The organism is Furfurilactobacillus milii (assembly GCF_021654115.1).
GTDB lineage: Bacteria > Bacillota > Bacilli > Lactobacillales > Lactobacillaceae > Furfurilactobacillus > Furfurilactobacillus milii.
Window position 1 is genome coordinate 224838 of record NZ_JAIWJF010000004.1, and the last position, 24444, is coordinate 249281.

Below are 24444 nucleotides of genomic sequence, written 5' to 3' on the forward strand. Positions count from 1 at the left end.
TATTAGTATTTTTTAATGAATCTCTTTGATGTTTTTTGTCCACTTGCTTAAATTAGTTATCACTATCATCATTTTCATCACTGTTAGAATCGACGTCATTTTGATTGCTATCTTGATCATCCGATTCGCTGGAACCATCATTGGTATCATTATCGTCATTGCTACTATCTGAATTACTGTCCTCATCGGCATTCGAATCTTCGGAACCCAAACCAGCAGGAGCATCACCTTCTTGAATCTGAATACCGTTCAATGCGGACTTACCCCCAGCTGCGTTGACAAAGTTTACAACATCTGGCAAATACACTCTTTGCGTTGGTGAAGGCTTACCGGAATCACTTTGGTATGGTTCAGAATCATACATAATCATGTATTCATTTTCTTGATCTTTCATCGGTAAAGAGGCATCAGCTGCATTCGTTCTCACTGTTGGAAACATATTCTCAGAAGGTTGCGCTTTTGTTGTATACATAGTTGCTGAACCGGTGGCTGGTCCTGCAAAAAAGCTAATTAATGATCCTGTTGAACCTTTAAGTGCTGCCCATCCTGGATCTGCATTGGGCTTGTTGATACCATAATAAACAAGCGCTTTATCTAGCAATTCCGATTGCTCTTGCATTACTGAATAGTCCGTTGAATCACCTGCTGCTGGGTATAAATCATCTAAAGTTAAAAGATTAGAGCTGTTTTTTGAAGCGTCATTTGGTTTATTCTCTTGCTTTTTGGTAGAATCTGGCACGCTAGCCTTTGAGCCGATACTAATTTTCCCGACAGTACTCGTCATTTCATCTCTTGTGAGTGTCTTATTCAGATAACTTATCACGTTTGACAATGGTGCCTTTAGCAACACTTTATCTTGTGCATCATAATAAGCAACCTGATCATGATTACTGCCCAATAAGCTGTAATAACTGAATTCTGATAGCTTATCAGAATTCGTATAATACTTTGCCGTTGTCGAATTTACGCTTTCTACCGCGAGGCTAAATCCCTTTTCGAAATTGTCTTTATCTGTCGATGGCAACTGACCTTTACGACTATTTTGAACATGCGTATCTCCGTACAACGTGATAGCAGTCGCAGACATTTTGGGATGCTGTTTCAAGTCATCAACCGTGAAATTGCTCTTGTTCTTAACCGGCGTTTTTGTAACCTTTTCTGTTCTTTTTGATTCTTTAACGTCATTTTTTTTATTACTCGAAGAACTGGAAGATGCACAACCAGTAAGGGCCAATGTAAACACCATTACGGCTCCTAAAATACAAATCCTATTAATTTTAACTGTTCGATTAATTCTCAAAGCTGCAATTATGTTAAATGCTTTATTTAATTTTAAATGATTTCTTTTATTTGTCATTATTCTTCTTCATCTTGATTTTAAATTGTGAGTTCAGAAACTTATAGTCAAAACGAACGTTTAACTGTCCGTGTCATCGTTCGTATCCACACTATTTTGATCGGAATCATTCGAGTCACTGTCATCGTCGTTATTCTCATTCGAGGTCGAATCACTATCGCTACTACTATCACTGTCTGAACTCGAATCACTGCTACCAGAATCATAATCAGACTGCATTTCTGGAGGAACTGGTACGTTAGCAGGGTCTTTGTCCTTAGACACAGTCGTCATTTGATAATCAACATTCTCTAAAGCCTTCCGACCACCAGCGTTATTAACAAAATTCATGATGTCGTCGTAAGATACAAAGTGCGAATTGTGACCGGCCTCGGAGTACTCAATACCATCCTTATTCGTCGAAGAATCGTGTGTGACGTAAAATTCCGGCCATGCAATATAGAGTCCGCCCATTTGACTTTGAGTAAGGAAAAAGCGCGGTGAACCATAACCTTCTATTTGGCTCAAAGTATTGGGCACCTCATTGTCTCCAGACCCAAAACCTTTCCACATTCTAGTCGCGTCAGGATTTTGACTACCATAATAAATAATGGCTTTTAAAGCATCTGAGTTTGTAGCGATATTTGATTCAAAATCATTGCTGGTTAAAAGATTTGGATCAGCGTTACTTTTCTTTTTCGCGTTCTTTGGTGTTCCAACAACATTTTTTGGTGAGGATTTATAACCCTCCTTACCATTAACATGAATGTTCTTTGATAGTGATTTAACTTTTCGTACTAAATCATGACTGTTCATATAATGCACAATTTCACTTAATTGAGTTCCAGAGAATTCTGACCCTTTTTTACCTCTGAAAATGACTCTACCTTGATTTGAACCTGTCAAAACAAATCCAACACTCTCGTTGGTATCGCCGTCATCAAATTCATAGATACCTTCATCGAAATCGGTTTTCTTCCAGTTTGACACGCTAGAAAATTGATTTTCAACTTCGCCCCACTCCGATACTTTGAGTGCCCGCGCAGCATATTCAGTGACCGCTGCCACCATCAGACTATTGCTCTTCTTTAATTTTCCAACGGTCAACGTTCTACGATTTTCTCGGGCACGTTTAACGTCCTCTTGATGTTTCACAAAAAGAAAGGCTGAACCTAAGACAGCAATCAAAATGACTAGAACTAATAAGAATTTATAAAACGGACGCTTTCTAGACTTTTTAGATTGATTGGAACCATCTCTCGAATCTTCAAAACGAAAATCATTACTCTGTGCTTCTGTATATTCATCAAATGTTGGTTGGCGATGGTTGTGCTCTTCAAACCATTTCTTCCATTGCTCGGATTTTGACATTTTGTCCTACTTTCTAAGTGACTTAGTAATTAGCCCAATGCTGGTTAATACCATGACAACGACAGCCCCAATTAATATCCAGAAACCCGGTCCAAAGTAGTTTGAGGCTTGCTCTGTGATTTTCTGTGCAACTTCACTTTCCGAAATTGCATTCGTAATTTTCACGGCAACTGTCCCTAAAAATGCTGCCTCCACAAAGGCTGATAATGCAGCAATCACCTTGGCAACTCGACTTGGCAAAATAGCAAAAAGAATGAAAACAATCGGACAAATTGTGAGTATTGCAATGGACACTGTAAAATCGCTCGTATCTATGTAACTGCCTAAACCGAACTTATTGACGAAGTCTCCAGGCGCATTTAAGACGTCAGATAGTGTCGTCGCGTAGTTCCCCAAAATTGGAATATTAACTTGAATGAAGTTAAACGCATAAACACTGGCCAATGCTAGGCCACCAGCAATAATCGCAAACATTTCTGCAGCACCGAAGCCGACTTTTTGTCGAGGTTGTGGTGTCGTTTCTTTAATTTCCGAATTTTCCAATGTATCCTGCACCTCAGTTTCTTGATGGGGAGCTGCTGCTTCTCTTTCAGGTGCCTGTGCCTCCTCTCTACGTGGTATATCTGGCTGTCGAGGCATACGCTCGGCCATTTCGTTGGCTACATTCTTAAACATTGATCGAACGCGTGCTCTGTCAAGCTGCATTTCAGTGAGTCGTTTTTCAAGTTTGGCATCCCACTCGAAGCGTTCACGCCTACTCAACAATGGATAAAGATACGTAAAACCCAAAATGACTAATAATGCCCAAAAGCGGAACATTGGCAGTGCTTCTAACAACGATGTTGGTAAAATAATGAAAAATAGTGCAAGGATTGCAAACGTAATACCGCTATTCTTAATAAACTTCAAAATCAGTATCCAATGTTCGCGCGTCGGCGTTAAGCGATTCAGTAGGTCAACATGTTCAGTGTCTTTTTCATACTTATCAAGTTTTTTCTGTAAACGTTCAATTTCAGCTTGATTTTCCTGATTATCGAATTCTTCAACATCAGATTTACCTTCTGAATTCTCTATTGACGCATCAGAATTCTCTTTTTGATTCATTGCAGCAGATTTCTTCAAAAACTCAAGTTCATCATCGTCTGGCTTCCGACCATTAATCAATTCAAAATAATCACTTAGCTCCTGAGTATTATCTTTGTTCATAGTGCCCTCCCACTAATTCAAAAAACCGTCTGTCTCTAGTTCATTTGTTGTTATTTGCCCTGTGTAGTTTTTGCTGTTGATTATTTTTAGAGCAGTGTTTAGATCAAAGAAATTACTTAATGGTTGCTCGTCACCGGTAGTTCCAAATTTGTCTAACTTTTTCGAAAAAAGATTGACTTCAAAAACAAAGCTACTTAAATTTGAAACTCGATTATTAATTGCTTTTAACCCCGATTTACTGAGAGTTCCGTTAAAATTATTTTCAAAAAAATACATTGATCCATCATCCAGAGAATACAAGTTAATTACTCCCCCATTACCAAACGAATTCTGTCTTTTATTAATTTTGTTCTCAAACCGAGAAGCCTCTTTATTCTCTTTCGAATCTGTATTAACTACTTGATTGTATTCTCCATCAAAAGATAGGCTTTCGTACCTTTTGTCCTCTTTGATTTCTTTATTAATCTCACTTATTTTTTCGGCTGCATCCTGATAGGCATTTTTAGTGTCAACGGTGCATGTCGTCCCTGCGATGAGCAATGAGATCAAGAGTAAATTAGCCATCACATACCAAAATGGATGAATGCGATTGAATTTCACAATCCTCATGAACACCGCAACTACTAATAACATTGTGAAATCAGTTAAAAATACCCTGTTAAAAATACGTCCGGAAAAATAGAGTTTCGTGGAATAAGAGAACGCACTGACAAGGTAAAATGCGTTCGCAAGAAGAAAAATAATCGAGCAGATCAATAATATGTCTCGGCATCTTTTGGTAAGTACATTATTGATTTTGAACCCGATAGATTGCCGGAAAAATGTAAGCCATGCTCCAACATACATAAATGGAAAGATAAAAATCCATATTTCAGGTACTTGTATTAAAGTTATATCTCGTAGGTTGCCGCCATTCTCCAAAACAAGAATTAAAAAAATACAGTCAAGCCCCACAATCGCTATGTTTGCCAAGATTCCTAAAATGTTGCCTGAAATGTGTTGATGTAGTCGGTGGGAAATAACCAGTCCCCTGACATTTCCAATTATCATAGCTACCGACATTACACTGGTTATTCCAACATTGATGTTAACTAGAGATACTAGTATTTGATGTTTACCTATTCGCCCAAACAAGACTTCAAACATAAATACAACGGAGATTGCCATAAGCGCCAACATAATAAACTCAGTTACCGCCACAATGCCGTTTATTTTATTTTCCTTGTATAAATTAACGTTTACCTGTTTCTTCTCAGATAAATCCTGACTCAATAACTTATTTAACTCTCTCTCAGTTGGGTTTCTGCCATTAATAAGTCTAAAATACTCAACTGCCTTCTTTTTATTCATTTATTCGTTTACCCCGCGGAATTACTTTATAAAATATTAAAACCCGAAATCGGGTCGTTAATGCAAAAATATATAAATCGGAATCCCCAACTTGTCATGAGCCAGCTGTGCTTCATCAACGTGTAGCGGTGTTCGACCATGGATTTTATTCGCAGCCGAACTGACTGAAACGCCAATGGCATCAGCAAACTGTTCTCTCGTTATTTTGTGTGCATATAAGTACGTTCTTAAATCCATTTTGTCGCTCACAGTTTTACTCCTTAGCTTTTGATGTTTGACCCGCATTCGAATCATAACTCGATATCGGAACAAGTGCAACAATAAATTGACGGAAAGCGCAAAAAAAGCCCTCTTTTTGCTTTAAAATTAAGAGCAAAAAGGAGCTTTTATGTTAAACGATATCCTGCATAACGCGCGTACTTCACAGCGTTTATCAATTGCTGAGCTAACTGACGCGCTGAATAAACGCTATACGATTACATTTTCTAAAAGCGCCATTCAAAGATATGAAAAAGGCGCCGACATTCCGCCGAGTCGACTCTTCGTTTTAGCGGACTATTTTGGTTGGTCACTTGACTCGCTGGCTAAAGGGTATGTCGATAGTAGCCGCCGAAAGTAAATAGTTTAAATATTAATGATGACAATTAACTTCCATTTGAGTTCGGAAGCTTTTTTATTCTAGTCTCTAAACACTGGGCTTGCCGTATCATGCTGAACATCCCCGGCCCGCACCATTGTCACTGTCAGCGGCTCTTCAAATCCATTGCCGACAAAGGTTGCTTCGCCCACGTTTTGTTGAGCCAATTCTTTCCCAATATCATTAACAATTGGCAGTTTGCTCAACTCGTCAATCGTCGTCACACGGTGAACCAACAAGTTACCGAATTCACCTAACAATTGACTCGGTAAATCTAGCGGACTCTGTGTCATTAGCATCAGGTATAGTCCCGCTTTACGCCCTTCTCTGGCAACTCGCGATAAGCCGTCTTGGTCAACCCAGCCAACGTGGCTGGCAGCTTCAGTCAGATAACGATGGGCCTCATCAACCGTCAGAACAATTGGTACGGTGTGTGGCAGGTTCGTTTTAATCGACAGCAACGTCGCAGCCAATGTGGACACAACCAGTTTGCCAACCTTAAGATTGCTTCGGAGCGCTGATAAGTCGATCACGAGAAAACGGTGTTGGGCTTTCATGGCGGCAAACATCGTTAACAAATAAACCACGTCATATTGGGTCTTGGCTGATGTATCCACATGCACTTGTTCTGACCGCCGTTTTGGTCGAGGCAAACGGAACAGCCGTTGCATTGTCGGATCGGCCAAGAACTTCCGAACGGCTGCCAGCACTGGTACTAGTTGTCGTTGGCGGGGACGATCATACTGTTGACCCAGCAAACTGAAATCGGCTTCGGCGTCACTGGCGGGTTGGACGCATTCTTCCAATAACTGGTCGGGCAGCAGGCGAATATCATATGGTCGGGGAAAGTCATGCAGCCTTTCTAATTGTGCCTCATAGTCCGTCCAAGAAACGCCCACTTTCACGTAAGGTGTCTCCTGGTGTAAGACATTATAAGCAAGCCGCAGACTCGTCATCGCAGCGCTCAACATAGCTACGACAATATCGTCATCAATGCCAATAATTTCCGCCAGCTGATCAGCCGATAGTTTGGCAAAATCAATAAAGGCGTTATCGCCTAATTTGCCAACTACCGCATGTGGCAAATGCGCATATTCCCCTGTGGGATCCAAAATAATCCCCGTTTGATTCTGGCGCATCAGTGCATTCAACAATGCCACTGCTGATGTCGATTTGCCGCTGCCTGTTTGTCCCACAATTAACAAGTGTTGGCTAAATAAGCGATTCGCCTCAATCACTACTGGTTCAGCGAAGGGGCGCCGAACGGCAAAACCATCTAAATTGGTTGTTCCTGTCATTTGACTATCCTTTCTGTACCGGAGAGTGTAAATCCGCCCATAAAGCTGGCATCCCACTGCTGTTGATTCTTAACCTTTTTACCAAATTCATCAATCAGCGCATGCAATTCCTGATATTCGTCCCAGTTCAGGCCAGCGTCTTCCTCTACCAACGTTTGAAAATCACGATATTTTTTCGGCACGTCTAGGCCAAGCCAGCCAAAATGACGACGGGCATAGGTGTCCGCAATAAATAGCGGTTTATGAAAGCCATACAGCATGATGTCATCTGCGGTTTCATTACCGAGACCCTTTACTTTAAGCAGTTCTGCCTGCAACGTCTCTCGATCTAAGGCTTCAATCTCCGCCACGTTGTCATCGTGAGTACCAGACCACTCAGCGGCGGCCATGATGTACTTTGCCTTGGTACGATATAGTCCTGCCGGCTTAATGATATCAGCCAATTTTTCTGGTGTGCATGCTCGAATCTTAGCCGGATCATTGTCCGTTGCCGCTAATAGTGCTCGTGCCGCCGCATCGCCATTGTTTGCACTGGCATTTTGAATCAAAATAGCGGCCCACATCACCTGAAATGGCGACTGTGCCCACAGTGCTTCCGTCGACATCCAATTTTGACGGCCCATATTCGTTTCTAAAATGTTGTATAGTGGTTTTAAATTCATATCTTATTCCTCTAATGGTATTTTACCTTATTTTGAATTTTGACGAAAAATGGAGTTTTAGTCATGTCAGATCTAGTTCGTATCCGCCCTGCCGCAATCAGTGATTATACTGCGCTTGAAACTATCTATTTATTAGACCGTCAACAGGAGTTTCCCTGGGTTGCTAATCCACAACTGGCAGACTTTGAACGCGACAGTCATCATGAAATGATTGTCGTCGCCACCATTGGTGATCGCGTGGTTGGTTTCTTGTCATTTTATCGGTTAGCCAATTTTATTCATTTGCTCTTCATTGACCCAGACTACCGTCATCAAGGTGTTGCCAGTCAACTAATCGATTACATGCGGTCACAAGCAACTGGACCAATGCAGTTAAAAGTCGTCATCGCCAACCAGCCGGCTCGTGATTTCTACGCACGATTACAATTTCGCGAGGTCAAACGTGATAATCTAGCCACACCACCAAACATCACCTTGGAAGACACCCAGCTAAATCGTTACCCATTTATCCCTCACAATTAAAAAAGCGTCAATATAAACGGTAAGTCCGCTAACAAACGAAACGCCGCATCAGATCAACGTTAATCTGATGCGGTGCTTTTTTGTTTACACTCACAAACACCACTAGTCCGCCTAATTAAAGCACAATTGCCAACGGTCGAAGACAGATAATTGCGCAAAAGAACGTCGATGAATACAATGATCGCATTAAGTGAACACGTTCAGTGAATCAATCTATTAACTCATTAATCCATGCAAAACGGTCGTCAAATACGCCCTGCCAGATGTTACTAAATCAAAGTTACCGCGACTATATGCCCAGGTCGCCATGATTCCCCGGACAGATGTATATAACTGTTGAAATGCCAACTCCGGGTCATGGTTTGCCAATCTTTGTTCATCATTTAGCTGTTGCATTAATTCTCTTAACGTATTAAGCATCTCCCAGTCACGTAATTTGAACTCCTGGTTTAATGTTTCCTGAAAGAATGAGGTAAACACCAATGTAACCACTTGCCAGCCTTGATCCGCAGACAATTGCAACTGAAGCATGCTGAACGCCAAAATACGTTCTTCGATCGTTGCTGATGGATGTGCTACTACATAAGCGTCATAGTTTTCTCTCACATAGTTGGCCAATTCGTCATAATAACGCTCACGAATAATGTCTTCTTTGGACGTGTAATGAACGTAAAACGTGCCCGAAGATACATTTGCCTCGCGGGTTATCTGACGAATCGTGGTCTTTGCGTATCCTTGCGCTTTAATCAATTTTACCGCCGCCTGAAAAAGACGTGTTTTGGTTTGTTGTTTCTGTTGTGCTCGACTCACTTTAGCAGACACGCTGATCATCCCTTTCACTGACCTCGTTCACTAAACATGGTCATTATAGCATGTCATTATTCTCCTGCCTGGTTATCTACGTTGTTAAGGAGCTGATTTTATGAACGAATTTTGGCAAACATTAATTAGCAGACGATCTGACCTGATAAGTGCCATTTGGCAGCATATCCAAATATCGCTGGTGTCCTTGCTGATTGCTATGGCAATCGGGATTCCACTCGCTTTATTGGTTATCCGCCATCACCGCGCGGCTAACGTGCTCACTCAAATTACCGGCGTTTTTCAGACCATTCCGTCCCTGGCATTACTCGGATTATTAATCCCCATCGTCGGGATTGGCACAGTGCCAGCCGTCATTGCGTTAGTTGTTTACGCGCTCCTCCCAATCTTTACGGGCACGTTAACTGGGATCACCGGCATCGACCCGTCGCTTGAAGAAGCAGCCGATGCGTTTGGAATGACACGAACTGAAAAGTTAATCCGTGTCGAATTTCCACTTGCTATGCCAACCCTTATCGCTGGCATTAGACAAGCGCTGGTCATGATTATTGGCACGGCTACCTTAGCGGCCTTAATTGGCGCTGGTGGCCTAGGAGACTTCATCTTGCTGGGGATTGACCGCAACAACAATAGCATGACCCTTATTGGTGCGATTGCGTCGGCGTTACTGGCAATTGTGTTCAGCGGCATTATTTTCATCTTGCAGAAGAGCAAGTTACGCTATGCCGTAGCGACCCTTGCCCTGATTATTTTAGTTCCTTCCGGTGTTGGTCTTTATCATGCTGTTCAACCCGCACCACAGACCATTACGATTGCCGGTAAAATGGGCTCTGAACCAGATATTTTAATTAATATGTACAAAGATATGATTCACCAAGTAGATCCCCGCGACAAAGTCGTCCTCAAACCTAACTTTGGTCAAACAGCCTTCTTGTTCAACGCCCTCAAGAGTCAGCAAATCGACATTTACCCTGAATTCACTGGCACTGTGTTGGAAAGTTTGGTCAAACCAACGAAAAACCAAAAAGAAATTGGCACACCGCCTGTTCAACTTTACCAGTACGCTAAAAACGATCTGTCTCAACAGTTCCACATGACCTATTTGAAACCGATGGCTTACAACAACACCTATGCCGTTGTGATCAAAAAGAGTTACGCGGACGCCCACAATATTAAAACAATTGCTGATTTACAAAAGGTTGAGGGTAACTTGCTTGGCGGTTTTGATCTCGAATTTTTGGATCGCACAGACGGTTACAAAGGTCTGCAAAGCAAGTATGGCCTTAACTTCAAAACGCAATCAATGGATCCAGACTTACGATATGAGGCGATTGATAGCGGCAAAATCAATCTGACAGATGGTTACTCCACTGATTCTCAAATTCGCCAGTACCGTTTAGTAGCTTTACAGGACAATCGACAATTATTCCCAACCTATCAGGGTGCGCCACTAATGAATACAACGTTTGCTAACAAGAACCCTAAAATTATTGCAGCACTCAATAAACTCGCCGGCCACATCAGCGAGCGTGACATGCAAGAAATGAACTATGAGGTTAATGTTAAACAGCAATCCGCCGCCAACGTGGCCAAGCACTATCTGACGACTCACCATCTTTTAGGAGGTGCACGATAATGGCAGACACTTTAATTACGTTTGATCACGTCAAAAAAACTTACGACAGCAAGCAAGCGGTCGACGATGTTTCCTTCACGGTCAACCGCGGCGAAATTTTCGTCCTCGTCGGCGCCTCCGGTAGCGGTAAAACAACCACGTTGAGAATGATCAACGAGCTGCTGGAACCTACCGATGGCAACATTTATTTCAACGGCAAACGGATCAAGGACTACAACGTGCGTGAACTGCGTTTGCAAACTGGCTACGTTTTGCAACAGATTGCCTTGTTTCCTAACATGACGGTCGCTCAAAACGTCGCCCTCATCCCCAGCATGAAAAAGCAATCCAAGGCTGACACAAGCACGCTGGTCGATCAGTTACTCAACGATGTCGATTTAGACCCGCAAACGTACCGCGATCGCATGCCAGACGAGTTATCCGGTGGTGAACAACAGCGAGTCGGCATCCTTCGTGCGTTTGCTGGTCAGCCACAGATTGTCCTGATGGATGAACCATTCAGCGCCCTCGATCCCATTTCGCGAACCCAACTACAAAATCTGGTCATCGACATCCATCACCGACTAAATACCACGGTCGTTTTCGTCACTCACGACATGGATGAAGCACTGAAATTAGGTGACCGCATCGGCGTCATGCGCTTAGGCAAACTATTGCAGGTTGGTACACCTGACGAAATTGTTCGCCATCCAGCGGATCAATTTGTCCAACGTTTGTTTGAAAACTCAATGGCACATGATGTGTATCATGTGTTGCTCAGTAAGCTGGCTGTAATGGGTTACTTGCAAGATGTTAATGACCTGGGTACATCAGCAACTAACGATGACCGCGTCACGCTAACTGGTGACCAAACCGTTAGCGATGCGCTCACCCCTTTAGAGAACAATAACGCTGTGCTAATCCAGTCTGAGGGCGGGCCCGCACGCCTGTTAACCCGTGATCAGTTATTCAAGTTCATTGGCGATTATCGCAGTCATTAATTCATCGTCGGTTCACCTAGTGCTATTGTTTGGAGGTCTTATAATGTTAGCTATGGTTTTGAATCTTCCAGGAGATGAACACACTTTTCACGCAGAAGAACGCGCAATACCAGTTTCAACATCCACTGATAGCGTGTTGAAAATTATGGCTTTTGGCCTGAATTATGCTGAATTGCTCACACGTAACGGTGAGTCGCCGGACGTTAAGTTTCCACGCGTCATTGGCATCGAAGCAGTCGGCACAGTGTCTGACACCGCAACTGATAGCGGTTTTCATGTAGGTCAAACGGTGATGACACTCATGGGTGGTCTCGGTCGTGAGTTTGACGGGAGTTACGAAGAATATGCCCTCATCCCCAATCATCAACTGTACCCATTATCAATCAAAGACTCGTGGGCGCAACTCGCAACCATTCCAGAAAGCTTTTACACTGCCTACGGATCCTTGAAACGTCTGCGCCTATCGACAGGCGCTCACCTGTTGATTCGAGGTGGCACCAGCAACGCCGGCATCGCTGCCTTATTATTAGCAAAAACGATGGGCTACACCGTTTCAACAACTTCACGAAATTCCGACAAACTAACCACATTACAAAAACTTGGTGCGGACGAAACTTTACTCGATCGTGGCAGCTTGGAGACCACAACTTCATTTGATGGCATTTTGGAATTAGTTGGCACCTCAACGCTCCGGGATTCTCTGCAACACCTTGCCACTACTGGGACAGTCGTTGTTACCGGCGGTCTTGGTGGTGAATGGTCATTACCCGATTTCAGTCCTTTTGAAGTACCCGGTTACCTCACCAACTTTCAATCGACAAACGTTAACGCTCGGTTGTTGAGTCAAGCCGTCGCGCTCATCAAGGATCATCGTCTACAATTACCTATCGCCCAAACATTTGAACTGACAGACATTACTCAGGCTCATCAGGCTATGATTAACTCGCACAAGATCGGCAAGATTGTCGTTATTGCCAATCATGACTAACGGCACTTGCAGAATAGCCAGAACGACAAAAAATGACTCCCTCTCGATTACCGAGAAGAAGCCATTTTTATATTCATATGCCAAATTTTAAACTTTAATAAGCGTTACTTGATCGCGTCTGGATCCGTGAATGTGTTAACCACTTTTCCGTTCGCAAAGACATAGTAAGCACCTGTTTGACCACGTTGGCCGCTTTGCATGGCTTGTTTTGAGAAGCCATCAAAGTTGTACGCCGTCTGACCATTAATTGTGGATGCCCCGAGATACTGATAGGCGGTATCCCCATTATTGGTCCCATATTGGCTAACTAGCGCGTTTAAGGCTTGCGCCTGACTCGTTATTACGGACGAAGCTGAACTAGCTGTGCCGGCCTGTGTGGCGCTTTGTGATGAGGCAGCCGAGCTCTGAGCTGGTTGTTGACTACTTGCAGCTTTTGAACTGGCAGCGGCACTGCTACTTACGGCAGCGCTACTACTAGACGTTGAGGCACTGCTATCATCTGTCGTTGAGGAAGCATTATCGTCCGTTTGACTTGATGTCGAGCTTGCTTGTTGGGCATCACTGGATGAAGAAACTTTCTTTGAGGTAGATGATTGTGTTTTGCTGCTCCGAACTGATGAACTATTCGATGACTTAGATGTTGCTGACGACGAGCAACCAGCTAACACCAAGGCCGATAAAGCGACCACACCGAATTGAATAACCTTCTTCATAAATAACTCCCTCCAGGATTTCCCTGCGAACTGAACTCATAATGTAGATTATAATTTCAAACCTAGTTCACATGCAAATAAACTTGGGGTAATTCTCATTTTTTAATCTTTTCTTTGTTTCACTAAGCCAACGGGTCCCAGCTTGGCAAAATTGTTGGTGTGCTCGTCAATAATGCTTGCTGATCAGGTGTCAGATACTTTTTATTAACGACCACTTCATAAACATAATCATTAAACCAGTCGGCGCTCATGACGAAGTAGCCATCAGCCCCATTTTCTTTGCCCCATGAGTTTTCAACTTTCCAACGGCGTGGTTGATCATCGACAACATCAACACCTGTTAAGGTCATCGCATGAGAAACTTCACCTTGCCCCGTGAGCAAACGATCAGCCTTACTCATCTGAGAATCCACGTTAAACAAAGCGTCCGTTTGGAACAGTTTGCTATCCAAATACCCAGTCTTACGGTCCATTTGTTGTAACACGTCGTTACCAAACCAAACGGTCTCACCATCTTTTAGCTGAGCTGTTGCGACTCTGTTCAGTTCATCCATTGGTACATTTAAAAAGTGAATTGGGTTGCCACTTTGAATATTGTCTTGAGCCGGCATTGCATATAGTTTGTTGTACGCCTTATCAGGAGAATTAGTGACCACCACATAGTCATTAAAGTCAGCCGTGAAGTACTTGTTCAAGAAATCCTTCGGGGTCAAGTCGCGGTCAATATGATATTTTTTATCGTCATCGGTATATTCGAAATCAAACTTTACCGGTGGTTCACCGAATGCGTAGGCCGCCATGCGGTAAACTTCTCGCAACATTTGTCGGCGAACCGCTTCAAGTTGTTCCTCACTGGCACCATTGCTAACCAATGTGCGCAACGTAACAGCGTCTTTACGTTCTTTGGTATTCAATGCCAATTCAATTTCTGAACTGTCTTCAGTGTTGTGTACTTCTGGCATGACATAGCTGGGCACGACACCATACTTTTGCACTAATCCGGCAGCCATATTCCACTGCCCACCATCAGTGCCGGCCATCGACATGAGTTTTTGAACTTCGCGATCATCGATTGGCCGTGTGGCATCCTCAATCATCTTTGTGTAGAACGTATTGGCACGTTCAACACGATCCCAGAAAAACAAATAACTTTGAGATAACTCGAAATCCTTAACCTTATATTGCTTAGCCATACTGTGCCGCAACGTATTGAGCGTTGCAAACAACCAACAACGGCCGGAATGCTTCTGATTAGAGACTGCACCTGTATCAACTTCGATTGAAAAAGCACGGTTTAATCGCGTCGCTGCATGATTATCCCAACTGGCCGCTTTAACACCGTTTTTCGTCACCGCACGTTCCAAAATAGCGGCCTGTGGCTGTTTAGCATAGTCTGCTTGTAAATCTGCAATCGTGGCCGCGTCTAAAACCGGTCGTGTTAATTCTGCTTCACTCATTCCCGATGCCTCCAAAAATTAGAATAAAATAATTTTACTCCTTAATGAGAAAAAGTCTAATCAGACTTTCACATTTGTATCTGGCCCATAATTTTAATTGCCGCTTTGGACCAATTTTAAAATATTTGGTTTTCAAAGCTAACAAACCAAATAAAAGTAACCGTTTTCTTTATGTTATTGCATTGTTTTAAAAACCAGGCTTAAATTGTCGAAATTTCATACCAGCCAATTCCATTAAATCATAAGCCTTTCCTCTGCATTGTTCATATATATCGCTAATTAATTTTATAAATATATTTATTTATGAGGTTTTAGTTAAATAACGCGAACATTCAATGACTTGAGACTTGTTTTCAATCGTGTATACTAACTGGTGGTTAGACATTGCTGATTATTTTCAAAGCACTACTAGTGATGAACAAACAACGTCAATCCAACAATTTATCAATGCAGATATTCCTTGTTCACGCTTTCCAATATCTGCTTACTACTCAGTTTACGAAAGGGTGTCTCATTGTGGATGTAAAGTTTCAAAACGTTTCGTTAGCTTACGATAACGTAAATAACATTTTAAATAATATTAGTTTTACCATTCCCGAAGGACAGTTGACCTGTTTGCTTGGCCCTAGTGGCTGCGGCAAGTCAACAACCTTGAATTTGATCAGTGGTTTGCTCGCGCCAACTGATGGTCAAATTTTCTTTGGTGATCAGAACGTTACGAAAAAAGACGCTCTGGCACGCAAAGTGGGAATGGTTTTTCAGAACTATGCACTTTACCCGCATATGACCGTGTTGGACAACATTTGTTTTCCAATGAAAATGGCCAAGGTTAAGAAAGCAGACCGACTCAAACGAGGGCGTGAACTCGCGGCATTGGTCCATGTTGAAACTGAATTGTCTAAGAAACCCAGCGAACTTTCTGGCGGGCAACAACAACGAGTTGCAATCGCCCGTGCGCTAGCAAAATCACCGAGCATCTTATTACTGGACGAACCCCTTTCTAACCTCGATGCCCGATTGCGGGTAGAAATGCGTGAAGAGATTCGTCGCATTCAAAAAGAAACCGGTGTGACAACGGTTTTTGTAACACATGACCAGGAAGAGGCCATTCACATCGCCGACCAAATCATGGTTCTAAACGAGGGCAAAATTCAACAATTCACTACGCCTAATCGCCTTTACGATCAGCCTGATAACCTTTTTGTCGCCAAGTTTATTGGGTCGCCAATCATTAATACCATTCCCTTTGCAAACATTCGTGATGACTTTAGAACTGTTGTCCCTACTCAAGTCTTTTCGGACGGCACTACTGTCGCCATTCGTGCTGAGAGCATCGTACCCGCCACCGATCCACACGATCACTTAACCTTGCTACCACTTACCGGTACTCAGGTTCAGTCAAACCGCTTTGGACGTGAAACGAGTTTGTCGCTTAATTATGGCAATCAAACGATTATCGCAGATGGCTTTCGGGAACAAGACTTAGGTCGTAATGGCAAATCACTTCAGTTTGCCCTACGACCCCAAGGTGTCTTTGTTTTCAATCAGGCAGGCAACCGCATCTGGCCTGAGACCGTTGCGACCAACGTATCACCGTTGAAATCAACCGAGGTAATCCACGCATGATCAAACAACATCCGACAATTAAGTCAACGTTGATTGCATTCGCCTACCTTGCGCCAATGCTGATCATTACGTTGGTGTTTAACATTTATCCCATTTTTAAATCTTTTGCGATGAGTTTTTATACGAAGTACGACTTCTTTACCGATAAAGTCAGTGCTCTTGGATGGGCCAACTATAAGTTTATTTTTTCGGATCCTGACTTCTATCTGTCTGTTCGTAACACCCTGATCTTTGTCCTCGGGGTCGTGCCATTCTCCGTTCTTTTATCACTGATCATTGCCCTTTTATTACACCGCGTTCGCTTCCTCGCTGGCCTTTTCAAAACAGCCTACTTTCTGCCATTTGTCACCAGTACGGTTGCCATTTCACTGGTCTGGCAGTGGATTTATAACGATCAATATGGCCTGCTCAATGCATTTTTAAGTCATTTTGGCGTTCACCCCATTGACTGGTTGAATGACCCCCATTGGGCGATGCCCGCGTTAATTATCATGACCATTTGGAAAGGATTGGGATTCAATATCATTCTCTTCCTCGTCGGATTGAGCAATATCGACAAACGTTATGATCAGGTAGCCCAAATTGATGGTGCAAATGCTTGGCAACGATTCATTCATGTTACCTTGCCACTGCTTTCACCAATGACCTTCCTAGTTAGTGTTACCAGTGTCATCAGCGGTTTCAAAGTATTCGACGAAATTTTTGTTCTGTTTGGTGGCTCACCTGGTCCGGGTAAATCGACACTCACCATTGTTTTCTACCTGTATCAAAAATTTTACTCCGAATGGAAGTATGGCATTGCAGCCGCCTCAGGTGTCGTCTTATTTTTACTCATTCTCGTCGTTACCATCATTCAATTTTGGTACAGCAGAAAACATGTGCACTATGCTTAGTCGATCGTCTAAAAGGAGCTTCGCATGACGAAAAAGCGAATCAGTCAATCTTTACTCATAATCATTTTGACGCTGGGTGCCATTACGATGTTAGTGCCCTTCATCTGGATGCTTTCAACCGCTTTAAAAACAGCCCCAGAAACGGTTAAGGTGCCGCCAACATGGATTCCAAAGCACCTGCAGTGGCAAAACTTCGTCACTGCATGGCACGCTGCCCCATTCTTAACTTATTTTATCAATAGTCTTATCGTCACCACAGTCACAACGATTGGTCAGTTGTTTACCACGATTTTAGCTGCCTTCGCATTCTCTCGACTTAACTTTTACGGGAAACATTTCTTATTTGCACTATTCCTATCAACCATGATGGTTCCTGGTGAAATGCTGATTATTCCGAATTTCGTTACCTTGTCAAAATTTAGTTTGATCAATACCTATGGTGCGTTGATCATCCCCTGGTTAGCCAGCTTCTTTGCCGTTTTCACCTTACGTCAGACATTTAATGCCATTCCAAACGAACTGTATTATGCCGCCAAATTAGATGGCTCATCAGACTGGCATTTTCTCTGGACCATGATGGTTCCGCTATCCAAGTCAGCCATCACTGCAATCGGCATCTTAGAAGTCATTGGCAGTTGGAATTCTTTCATGTGGCCGCTCATTGTGACTAACACGGCTAAAGTAAGAACGCTCCCAGTTGGCTTGAATGCTTTTACTAGCGATGCTGGCACTCAGTTTCAGCTACTCATGGCGGCATCGACATTTGTTATCTTGCCAATGATCATTGTTTATCTCTGCTTACAAAAATACATTATTGCCGGCATTAGCAAGTCAGGTCTTAAGGGTTAAGCCGCTTTAACAGCTTTGCACCGAAAGGGGTGTTGCCATCGAGAATCAGGTGTTTGTATCGGGAATGTCACTTCTGTTTGAGAAAGGATGAAAAAGATCATGAAGACCCATAAAGGTTTGATGCTGCTAGCAACTCTAGCTGCTGCAGCCGGCATTACATTAACGGCGCTGCGACCTGCACATGCCGCCGATACTTCGACAAACCGAACAAAGATTACTTTTTGGAGCGGTTTAACTGGCCCTTATCAAAAGAATCTCAACACAATCGTTAACGACTACAATCAGTCGCAAACTAAGTACCAAGTCGTCGCCACCTCGCAAGGTGACTACACCCAAATGAACCAAAAGGTCATGGCCGCAGCCAAGTCACATAGCCTGCCTGTTTTGGGCATGACAACCTATACAAACCTACCTGATTATCAACACCATGGCTTTATCGATAATTTAAATCCAATGTATAAGGGCATGTCATCAAAAGCGAAAAATGACATTTACCCAGCCTTTCTTTCCGGATCCAAGATTGGTAACACTTACTACTCAACCCCATTTTCAAAGTCAACGCGCATTATGTATGTAAACAAAGACATTCTGAAGAAATATCACCTGAGCATTCCTAAGACTTGGGATCAATTGAAACAAGATGGTGCCAAGCTGAAAAAAGATGGAATCTACGCATACGGATTCGACAAGAGTTTTGACATGGAATGGGAAGGTATGGCGCACGCAGCTGGTGTAACGCCCGTCTCCAGTACTGGCAAAGTTCAGGTAGCCAACAAGAAGTCCGTTGCAGCCGCCAATTTGGTTCTGGACATGGTTAAGGATGGCACGGCTAAATCAGCTGGCTCCGATAACTACTGGACCAAAAACTTTGTTAACGGAAAATCGGCTTTCTACATTGGTTCTTCCGCCGGTTTAACTCAAACAAAATTACAAGCACCTAAAACATTAAACTGGACCACCGCCCCTGTTCCTTCATATGAAGGTAAGAGCGGTACGGAAGTCGCAGGTAACGACTTAGTGCTATTTAAAGGTGCAAACACCAAGCAAAAACGTGGCGCTTACGACTTCATGAAGTATCTGCTTAAAGCAAAAACTGCTACTAAGTGGGCTAAATTAACTGGTTATGTACCATTATCAAAATCGGCAACTAACTCCGCAGATTACCAAAGCTTTTTGAAACAACACCCTGAAAACAATGCAGCTGTAGACTCATTACCAAAAGCATTCGCCCAACCAGCCTTTGCTGGTTTCGGTGAATACTACAACGACAAAGGTGACGCATTTAACAGCATGCTCACTAAAAACACATCCGCAAAAGATGCGTTAACAAAGCTTGCTAAACAAGCAAAGCAAATTACTTCAGCAAACTAGTTTTCCAAACATTATCACATTAAGTATTACCTTTATCCCAAACAGGCGACGTTTGTGTCAGAACGTCGTCCTGCTACATAGAACATCTGCTTTCCCCACATATGCCAATATCTGTATTTATATTAAGAGGCTAATCTATGACTACTGTTCGATTTTTAAACGGTTTATCCACCATTGGCGGCAACATCATGGAAATTGCCACCGAAACATCTCGAGTCATTATGGACTTCGGTATGACTGAAAATAGCGAAGAAACAGATGTCGGAACGTTGATTGCACAACACAGTTTACCTGCACTTAATGAGTTGTTTCAGGATAATCAGAAACACGCCTTTCAACATGAAGCCATCTTTATCAGTCATTTGCACTTAGATCACACTGCAGCATTAGCCTACCTGCGTAGTAACATTCCAGTTTATGTCTCTCATGAATCGTATCGGCTGTATCAAAACTTAGCTGGCTCTGGCCTGGCAATGCCTCTAGGAATTAATCTTCATGCATTTGAATATGAACACGCTATTCAAATCGGCGATCTTTCTGTAACAGGTTTTGCTAGCGACCATGATGCTTTCGGAGCCGCTGCTCTGCTAGTTAGTGACGGCCACCACACCTTTGGTCACTCTGGCGATGTTCGTCTTCATGGTCCTCATGTCGAACGTGTCCATCATTGGATGAATGCTTTTCGATCCGCTCATCTGGATCTCTTTATGCTAGAGGGCACGAGCTTCAGCTTTGAACCGAAACAGAATTTAGAATTTTCTGAACCAGTCAGTGAAGATGATGTTCAGCGTGCCTTTAGGCAGCTGATTCAAAATGATGAGCGTCTCCTTGTCATTAATCCGTATCCACGAAACCTGGAGCGATTGTTACGCTTTAATCAAACAGCAAATGCATATAATCGCCCCGTTGTCTGGGAATTACCCTACGCTCGCTTATTAAGTAGCTTTTATCCTGAAGCATTAATTCACGTTCAAGAAACAGAACGACTCAACAAACAGGATTTTGCGATGTTAATTCCCGTTTCCATGTCCACTATTCAGCACGAGCCAGAACGTTTTTGTCTACAGAATAGTTACGCTAATTTACAAGTATTGTCTCATTGCCCAAAATTCCTTTATTTACACAGTAATGGCGAACCGCTTGGCGATTATGATCCTCGGTACATGAAACTACAGGAATTTCTCGCACAACATCACGCCGAATATCAGTACTTAGGCAGTTCAGGCCATGCTACCCGGAATGCGCTCATTGCCATTGCTAAAAACGTTAATGCGCAAACTACAGGCATCTGGCATTCATTCCATCCAGAAGCGGCCGTCGCTGCCATGTCAGAATTAGATACCCACCTTTTTTTACCAAACTATGATGAAGTTTATTCGTTTTAAAGGGTTTCTCCATGAAATTAACAATTTTATCTACTAGTGATATTCACGGCTTTTTTTACCCAACAGATTTTCGAAATGCCAATCAACAATCACCGTTCGGTCTAGCGCGTGCTGCGGCAGTCATTGATACAATAAGGAATCAGTCAGATCCACAAGATATGGTGCTAACCATTGAAAATGGTGATTTTATTCAAGGTTCCCCGCTAACGTATTACCTAAATCATTTTGATCAGCCATCTGCATCCTTGCTTAGTAACGTCGCCAATAACGTCAATTACGACGTTGGTATCTTGGGCAACCATGAGTTTAATTACGGCCGGGAGTATATGGAACATGTACTTTCAAAACGGAATTACCCTATTTTGTGTGCAAACATCTTGGATGAACAGGGACGGCCTTATTTCGGTAATCCTTACAAAGTCTTCACCCATAACGGTCTTCGAGCAGCTGTTTTAGGGCTCACCACCTCTTACATTAGCCACTGGGAACCTTTAGATCACGTGCGTGGTTTATCCTTTGTTTCCGCATTACAAACCGCAAAAAATTACGTACCTAAGCTTCATCAATTAGCTGATATTGTCATCGTTGCTTATCATGGCGGATTTGAACGCGATTTAGATACCAATCGTCCGACTGAGCTAGAAACTGGTGAAAACGAAGCTTCTGCACTTTCTAAAGTCCCCGGCATTGACGCTCTCGTTACAGGCCATCAACACCGTTCTATTGCAACCCACGTGAATGGTGTGCCAACAACACAGCCAGGCTATCGTGGTGCTTACGTTGGCCAAATTAACCTCACCGTGGAAGACCATGTCATAACCCATAGTGAAACTTCGCTGATTAAAACCGCTACAGTGCAGCCACGAATACAAATCAATGAACCACTGGTAAAGAGCGAAATGGCAACAGAGAACTGGTTGGATACGACCATTGGTCAGTTAAAAAAAGATGCACATATTAACAATCCTATGATGGCCAGGTTACACGGACACCCCTACCTCGACTTTATTAACCAGGTTCAGATGGAAGCCGCTGGGGTCGACCTCTCCAGCACCGCGCTGTTCACCAATGAGGTGGCAGGACTAGGCCGTGATGTGACAATGCGTGACGTTGAAATCAGCTATCCGTATCCAAACACCTTGGCCGTTTTAGAAATCACAGGTGCGGATTTACGTGCGGCTATAGAGCAATGCGCACATTATTGGCAGTGGGACGGTCAACAAGTTAACGTCAGCAAAGATTACACCGATCCAAAAGTTCAACACTATAATTACGATCTATTTGCTGGCATAAATTACACGATCGACGTAACTAGACCACTTGACGATCGTGTTACCGAACTGATCTACCATGGTGAATCAGTCAAGAAAACAGATCGTTTGCACATCGTTCTCAACCAATATCGTGCAATTGGCGGTGGCGAGTTTCATATGTTCTCTGCTGATAAAATAATTAAAACTATACCAGTCGACATGGCTGAGCTAATCGCCCGTTATTTTTCAAAGCGTCAAATCGTCTCTGTAGTGCCAACTAGCACCTATCAAGTAGTGGCTAATACAAAAGTTCTGTGAGTAACCTAAAATCTCTCCCACCAAAGACGCGGTGAGAGAGATTTTTTCTGGCTATTTTTAACTTAGGTTTCGCATCATGTTAGCAAAGCCACTTTCTTCCATAATTGAACGGTCATTAACCATCTTTTTAACAAGAGCAACTTTACGACCCTTCAATTTAATCCGACCTGAATCACCTATCTCTGCAATACCAGTCGTTGGTCCCAGTGAACAAACTGTTCCCAAAGATTTGTAAGTAAAGTCAGATAATTGGGTCCCGTCAATCGATGCCTTAATATTCTTGGCTGTGTGGGTCGCTTGAGCAATAGAAATTTGGCCCGTAGTTGGGTAAAAGCGCCCACTTGCTGGATCAGGAACCGCACTACTATCACCAATGATGAACACTTCAGGATGATCTTTCATAGTAAGCTGACTCGTCACTGCCACGCGGTTTCGTTTCTGATCAAATTGTGAATCACTGATAACGTGGCTGCCGCGAACCCCAGTAGTCCAAATAATGGTGTTGGCTTCGTAAACATTATCCCCACTAATGACACTGTGATCTGTCACTTCATCAATTGGTGTCGATGTATGAATGATTGCACCATGATCTGCTAAGAATTGGACGGCAAAGTCGACCAACTTTTGATCGAACATTGGTAAAATCTTTGGCATTGCTTCAAGACAGGTAATTTGAATTTTATCTGCTGGCAAATGATACTGTTCAACTAGTGAAGGCATGCGATAGACTAATTCTCCCAGCAGTTCGATACTCGTGAAGCCGGCACCACAAACGATAATGTGCAGATCCCGTTCATCGTGTGAGTCATTGTATGCGGCCAAACGTTCTTCAAGATGTTTCCTAATTGCTTTAGCACTACCAATATCTTGGAGTGGTAATCCGTATGTCGCTGCGCCTTTAATGCCAAAGTCCTCAGACTCAAATCCTAGTGCAACAACTAGATAGTCATATTTTAACGGTGTTGCTTCTTTCTCTAACGTTACCGTTTTATCTTGGGGATCGATGCGTGTCACATTGTCTTGCTTAAAGGTTACTTCTTTAGGAATAGCCTTACGGATGTCAAAAGTGATGTGGTTAGCTTCATTTGTGCCAATTGCCACAGTATGTAATGCAGTGGCCTCATAGTGATATGAATTTCGATCTATTAAGGTTACGTGTACGTTTGGTGTGCCGCTCAATTCGCGGACCGTTCGTAATCCAGCGTACCCGGCGCCTAAAACCACAACTTCTGTCATAATAATGACCTCCCAGTTCAGTGTTTTTTCTTCTCATGACTATTATAAAAGCAATCGCATTTAATTGTCCTAATTTACGCTCGCTATTTCTATTTTGCACAATATAGTCAATTAATAAACTTAGAAAAATAAAAAACGCCTCAAATAACGAGACGTTTTGCACTGAAACGTTCAATTAAACGATGCCGGATAGGTGACTTGAACACCTGACCCTCGGTTTACGATACCGATGCTCTACCAACTGAGCTAATCCGGCAAATAGCACATCTGTTAGTATAACGGACTTTTTCACTGGCTTCAAGGCTTAATCAACGCCTAGTTAGCATTTTTTGCTGAAACAAGTCTCGCCTTAATCAAGCGCCTTTCAAGACACAAAAAAACGCCAATCATCAGATTGACGTTTCAGTCGCATGGCGACGACCTACCCTCGCAGGGAGCGATCCCCCAACTACTCTTGGCGCGACGAAGCTTAACTTCCGTGTTCGGCATGGGAACGGGTGTATCCTTCGTGCCATCATCACCACACTCTGAGCGT

Annotated in this window: 22 protein-coding genes, 1 tRNA gene and 1 rRNA gene; 11 read left to right on the forward strand and 13 right to left on the reverse strand. The window is 43.0% G+C overall.

Annotation, left to right across the window (positions count from 1 at the left end):
* Nucleotides 1-52: 52 nt before the first annotated feature.
* The 5 genes from LDK34_RS06940 to LDK34_RS06960 all read right to left on the reverse strand — a co-directional run bounded on the left by LDK34_RS06940 (nt 53) and on the right by LDK34_RS06960 (nt 5512).
* Nucleotides 53-1246: a hypothetical protein gene (locus tag LDK34_RS06940; RefSeq protein WP_178943289.1), complete on the reverse strand. Its 1194-nt coding sequence runs from the start codon at nt 1244-1246 to the stop codon at nt 53-55.
* A gap of 171 nt (nt 1247-1417) precedes the next feature.
* On the reverse strand, nt 1418-2707 hold the full coding sequence (locus LDK34_RS06945) for a hypothetical protein (protein WP_178943290.1): 1290 nt from the start codon (nt 2705-2707) through the stop codon (nt 1418-1420).
* 6 nt (nt 2708-2713) lie between these two features.
* Nucleotides 2714-3913 carry a hypothetical protein gene (locus tag LDK34_RS06950; protein ID WP_178943291.1) on the reverse strand — a complete coding sequence of 400 codons (1200 nt, stop codon included), beginning with the start codon at nt 3911-3913 and terminating at the stop codon, nt 2714-2716.
* Between the two features lie 12 nt (nt 3914-3925).
* Entirely contained in the window at nt 3926-5263 is a 1338-nt protein-coding gene (locus LDK34_RS06955) for a hypothetical protein (protein WP_178943292.1), read from the reverse strand.
* 57 nt (nt 5264-5320) lie between these two features.
* The gene (locus LDK34_RS06960) at nt 5321-5512 is read right to left on the reverse strand and encodes a helix-turn-helix domain-containing protein (protein ID WP_178943293.1); all 192 of its coding nucleotides are present in this window, start codon (nt 5510-5512) and stop codon (nt 5321-5323) included.
* A 139-nt stretch (nt 5513-5651) separates the two neighbouring features.
* On the opposite strand from LDK34_RS06960, the gene LDK34_RS06965 reads away from it, so the two are divergent.
* Complete coding sequence (locus LDK34_RS06965; RefSeq protein WP_017260839.1) at nt 5652-5882, forward strand: helix-turn-helix domain-containing protein; 231 nt, start codon at nt 5652-5654, stop codon at nt 5880-5882.
* Between the two features lie 59 nt (nt 5883-5941).
* Here the strand turns inward: LDK34_RS06965 and LDK34_RS06970 are convergent, their stop codons facing one another.
* Nucleotides 5942-7198: an ATP-binding protein gene (locus LDK34_RS06970; protein ID WP_236941603.1), complete on the reverse strand. Its 1257-nt coding sequence runs from the start codon at nt 7196-7198 to the stop codon at nt 5942-5944.
* Entirely contained in the window at nt 7195-7860 is a 666-nt protein-coding gene (locus tag LDK34_RS06975; RefSeq protein WP_178943295.1) for an endonuclease III domain-containing protein, read from the reverse strand. Before LDK34_RS06975 ends, LDK34_RS06970 begins: the two co-directional genes overlap by 4 nt.
* Before the next feature lie 63 nt (nt 7861-7923).
* Here LDK34_RS06975 and LDK34_RS06980 point away from each other — a divergent pair, with 63 nt between their 5' ends.
* Nucleotides 7924-8382: a GNAT family N-acetyltransferase gene (locus LDK34_RS06980; RefSeq protein ID WP_178943296.1), complete on the forward strand. Its 459-nt coding sequence runs from the start codon at nt 7924-7926 to the stop codon at nt 8380-8382.
* Nucleotides 8383-8598: 216 nt separating this feature from the next.
* Here LDK34_RS06980 and LDK34_RS06985 read toward each other — a convergent pair whose 3' ends face one another.
* Entirely contained in the window at nt 8599-9213 is a 615-nt protein-coding gene (locus LDK34_RS06985; RefSeq protein ID WP_236941604.1) for a TetR/AcrR family transcriptional regulator, read from the reverse strand.
* A 91-nt stretch (nt 9214-9304) separates the two neighbouring features.
* Between LDK34_RS06985 and LDK34_RS06990 the strand changes: the two genes are divergently transcribed.
* From LDK34_RS06990 to LDK34_RS07000, 3 genes are read left to right on the forward strand one after another with little or no spacing between them, the layout of a single operon-like run.
* A complete protein-coding gene (locus LDK34_RS06990) occupies nt 9305-10840 on the forward strand; it encodes an ABC transporter permease/substrate-binding protein (RefSeq protein ID WP_178943298.1) in 1536 nt (511 codons plus the stop codon).
* The gene (locus tag LDK34_RS06995; protein WP_178943299.1) at nt 10840-11820 is read left to right on the forward strand and encodes an ABC transporter ATP-binding protein; all 981 of its coding nucleotides are present in this window, start codon (nt 10840-10842) and stop codon (nt 11818-11820) included. The genes LDK34_RS06990 and LDK34_RS06995 overlap by 1 nt, the downstream gene beginning before the upstream one ends.
* 43 nt (nt 11821-11863) lie before the next feature.
* Nucleotides 11864-12808 carry a zinc-binding dehydrogenase gene (locus LDK34_RS07000; RefSeq protein ID WP_178943300.1) on the forward strand — a complete coding sequence of 315 codons (945 nt, stop codon included), beginning with the start codon at nt 11864-11866 and terminating at the stop codon, nt 12806-12808.
* Nucleotides 12809-12912: 104 nt separating this feature from the next.
* Here the strand turns inward: LDK34_RS07000 and LDK34_RS07005 are convergent, their stop codons facing one another.
* Nucleotides 12913-13521: a hypothetical protein gene (locus LDK34_RS07005; protein ID WP_178943301.1), complete on the reverse strand. Its 609-nt coding sequence runs from the start codon at nt 13519-13521 to the stop codon at nt 12913-12915.
* Between the two features lie 122 nt (nt 13522-13643).
* Entirely contained in the window at nt 13644-14978 is a 1335-nt protein-coding gene (locus LDK34_RS07010) for a C1 family peptidase (protein WP_236941605.1), read from the reverse strand.
* Nucleotides 14979-15494: 516 nt separating this feature from the next.
* Here LDK34_RS07010 and LDK34_RS07015 point away from each other — a divergent pair.
* The 6 genes from LDK34_RS07015 (at nt 15495) to LDK34_RS07040 (ending at nt 22673) form a co-directional block, all read left to right on the forward strand.
* On the forward strand, nt 15495-16604 hold the full coding sequence (locus LDK34_RS07015) for an ABC transporter ATP-binding protein (RefSeq protein WP_178943507.1): 1110 nt from the start codon (nt 15495-15497) through the stop codon (nt 16602-16604).
* Nucleotides 16601-17497 carry a carbohydrate ABC transporter permease gene (locus tag LDK34_RS07020; protein WP_017261107.1) on the forward strand — a complete coding sequence of 299 codons (897 nt, stop codon included), beginning with the start codon at nt 16601-16603 and terminating at the stop codon, nt 17495-17497. The genes LDK34_RS07015 and LDK34_RS07020 overlap by 4 nt, the downstream gene beginning before the upstream one ends.
* A gap of 24 nt (nt 17498-17521) precedes the next feature.
* Entirely contained in the window at nt 17522-18346 is an 825-nt protein-coding gene (locus tag LDK34_RS07025; RefSeq protein WP_178943303.1) for a carbohydrate ABC transporter permease, read from the forward strand.
* Between the two features lie 99 nt (nt 18347-18445).
* Nucleotides 18446-19717 (forward strand): ABC transporter substrate-binding protein, encoded by a 1272-nt coding sequence (locus LDK34_RS07030; RefSeq protein ID WP_236941606.1) that lies wholly within the window; start codon nt 18446-18448, stop codon nt 19715-19717.
* Between the two features lie 137 nt (nt 19718-19854).
* Nucleotides 19855-21102, forward strand: coding sequence for an MBL fold metallo-hydrolase (locus LDK34_RS07035; protein ID WP_178943305.1), 1248 nt, complete (start codon nt 19855-19857; stop codon nt 21100-21102).
* An 11-nt stretch (nt 21103-21113) separates the two neighbouring features.
* Nucleotides 21114-22673: a bifunctional metallophosphatase/5'-nucleotidase gene (locus LDK34_RS07040; RefSeq protein WP_178943306.1), complete on the forward strand. Its 1560-nt coding sequence runs from the start codon at nt 21114-21116 to the stop codon at nt 22671-22673.
* Nucleotides 22674-22730: 57 nt separating this feature from the next.
* Here the strand turns inward: LDK34_RS07040 and LDK34_RS07045 are convergent, their stop codons facing one another.
* The 3 genes from LDK34_RS07045 to rrf all read right to left on the reverse strand — a co-directional run bounded on the left by LDK34_RS07045 (nt 22731) and on the right by rrf (nt 24434).
* The gene (locus LDK34_RS07045; protein ID WP_178943307.1) at nt 22731-23909 is read right to left on the reverse strand and encodes an NAD(P)/FAD-dependent oxidoreductase; all 1179 of its coding nucleotides are present in this window, start codon (nt 23907-23909) and stop codon (nt 22731-22733) included.
* Nucleotides 23910-24092: 183 nt separating this feature from the next.
* A tRNA-Thr gene (locus LDK34_RS07050) sits at nt 24093-24165 on the reverse strand.
* Nucleotides 24166-24317: 152 nt separating this feature from the next.
* A 5S ribosomal RNA gene (gene rrf, locus LDK34_RS07055) occupies nt 24318-24434 on the reverse strand.
* Between the last annotated feature and the right edge of the window lie 10 nt (nt 24435-24444).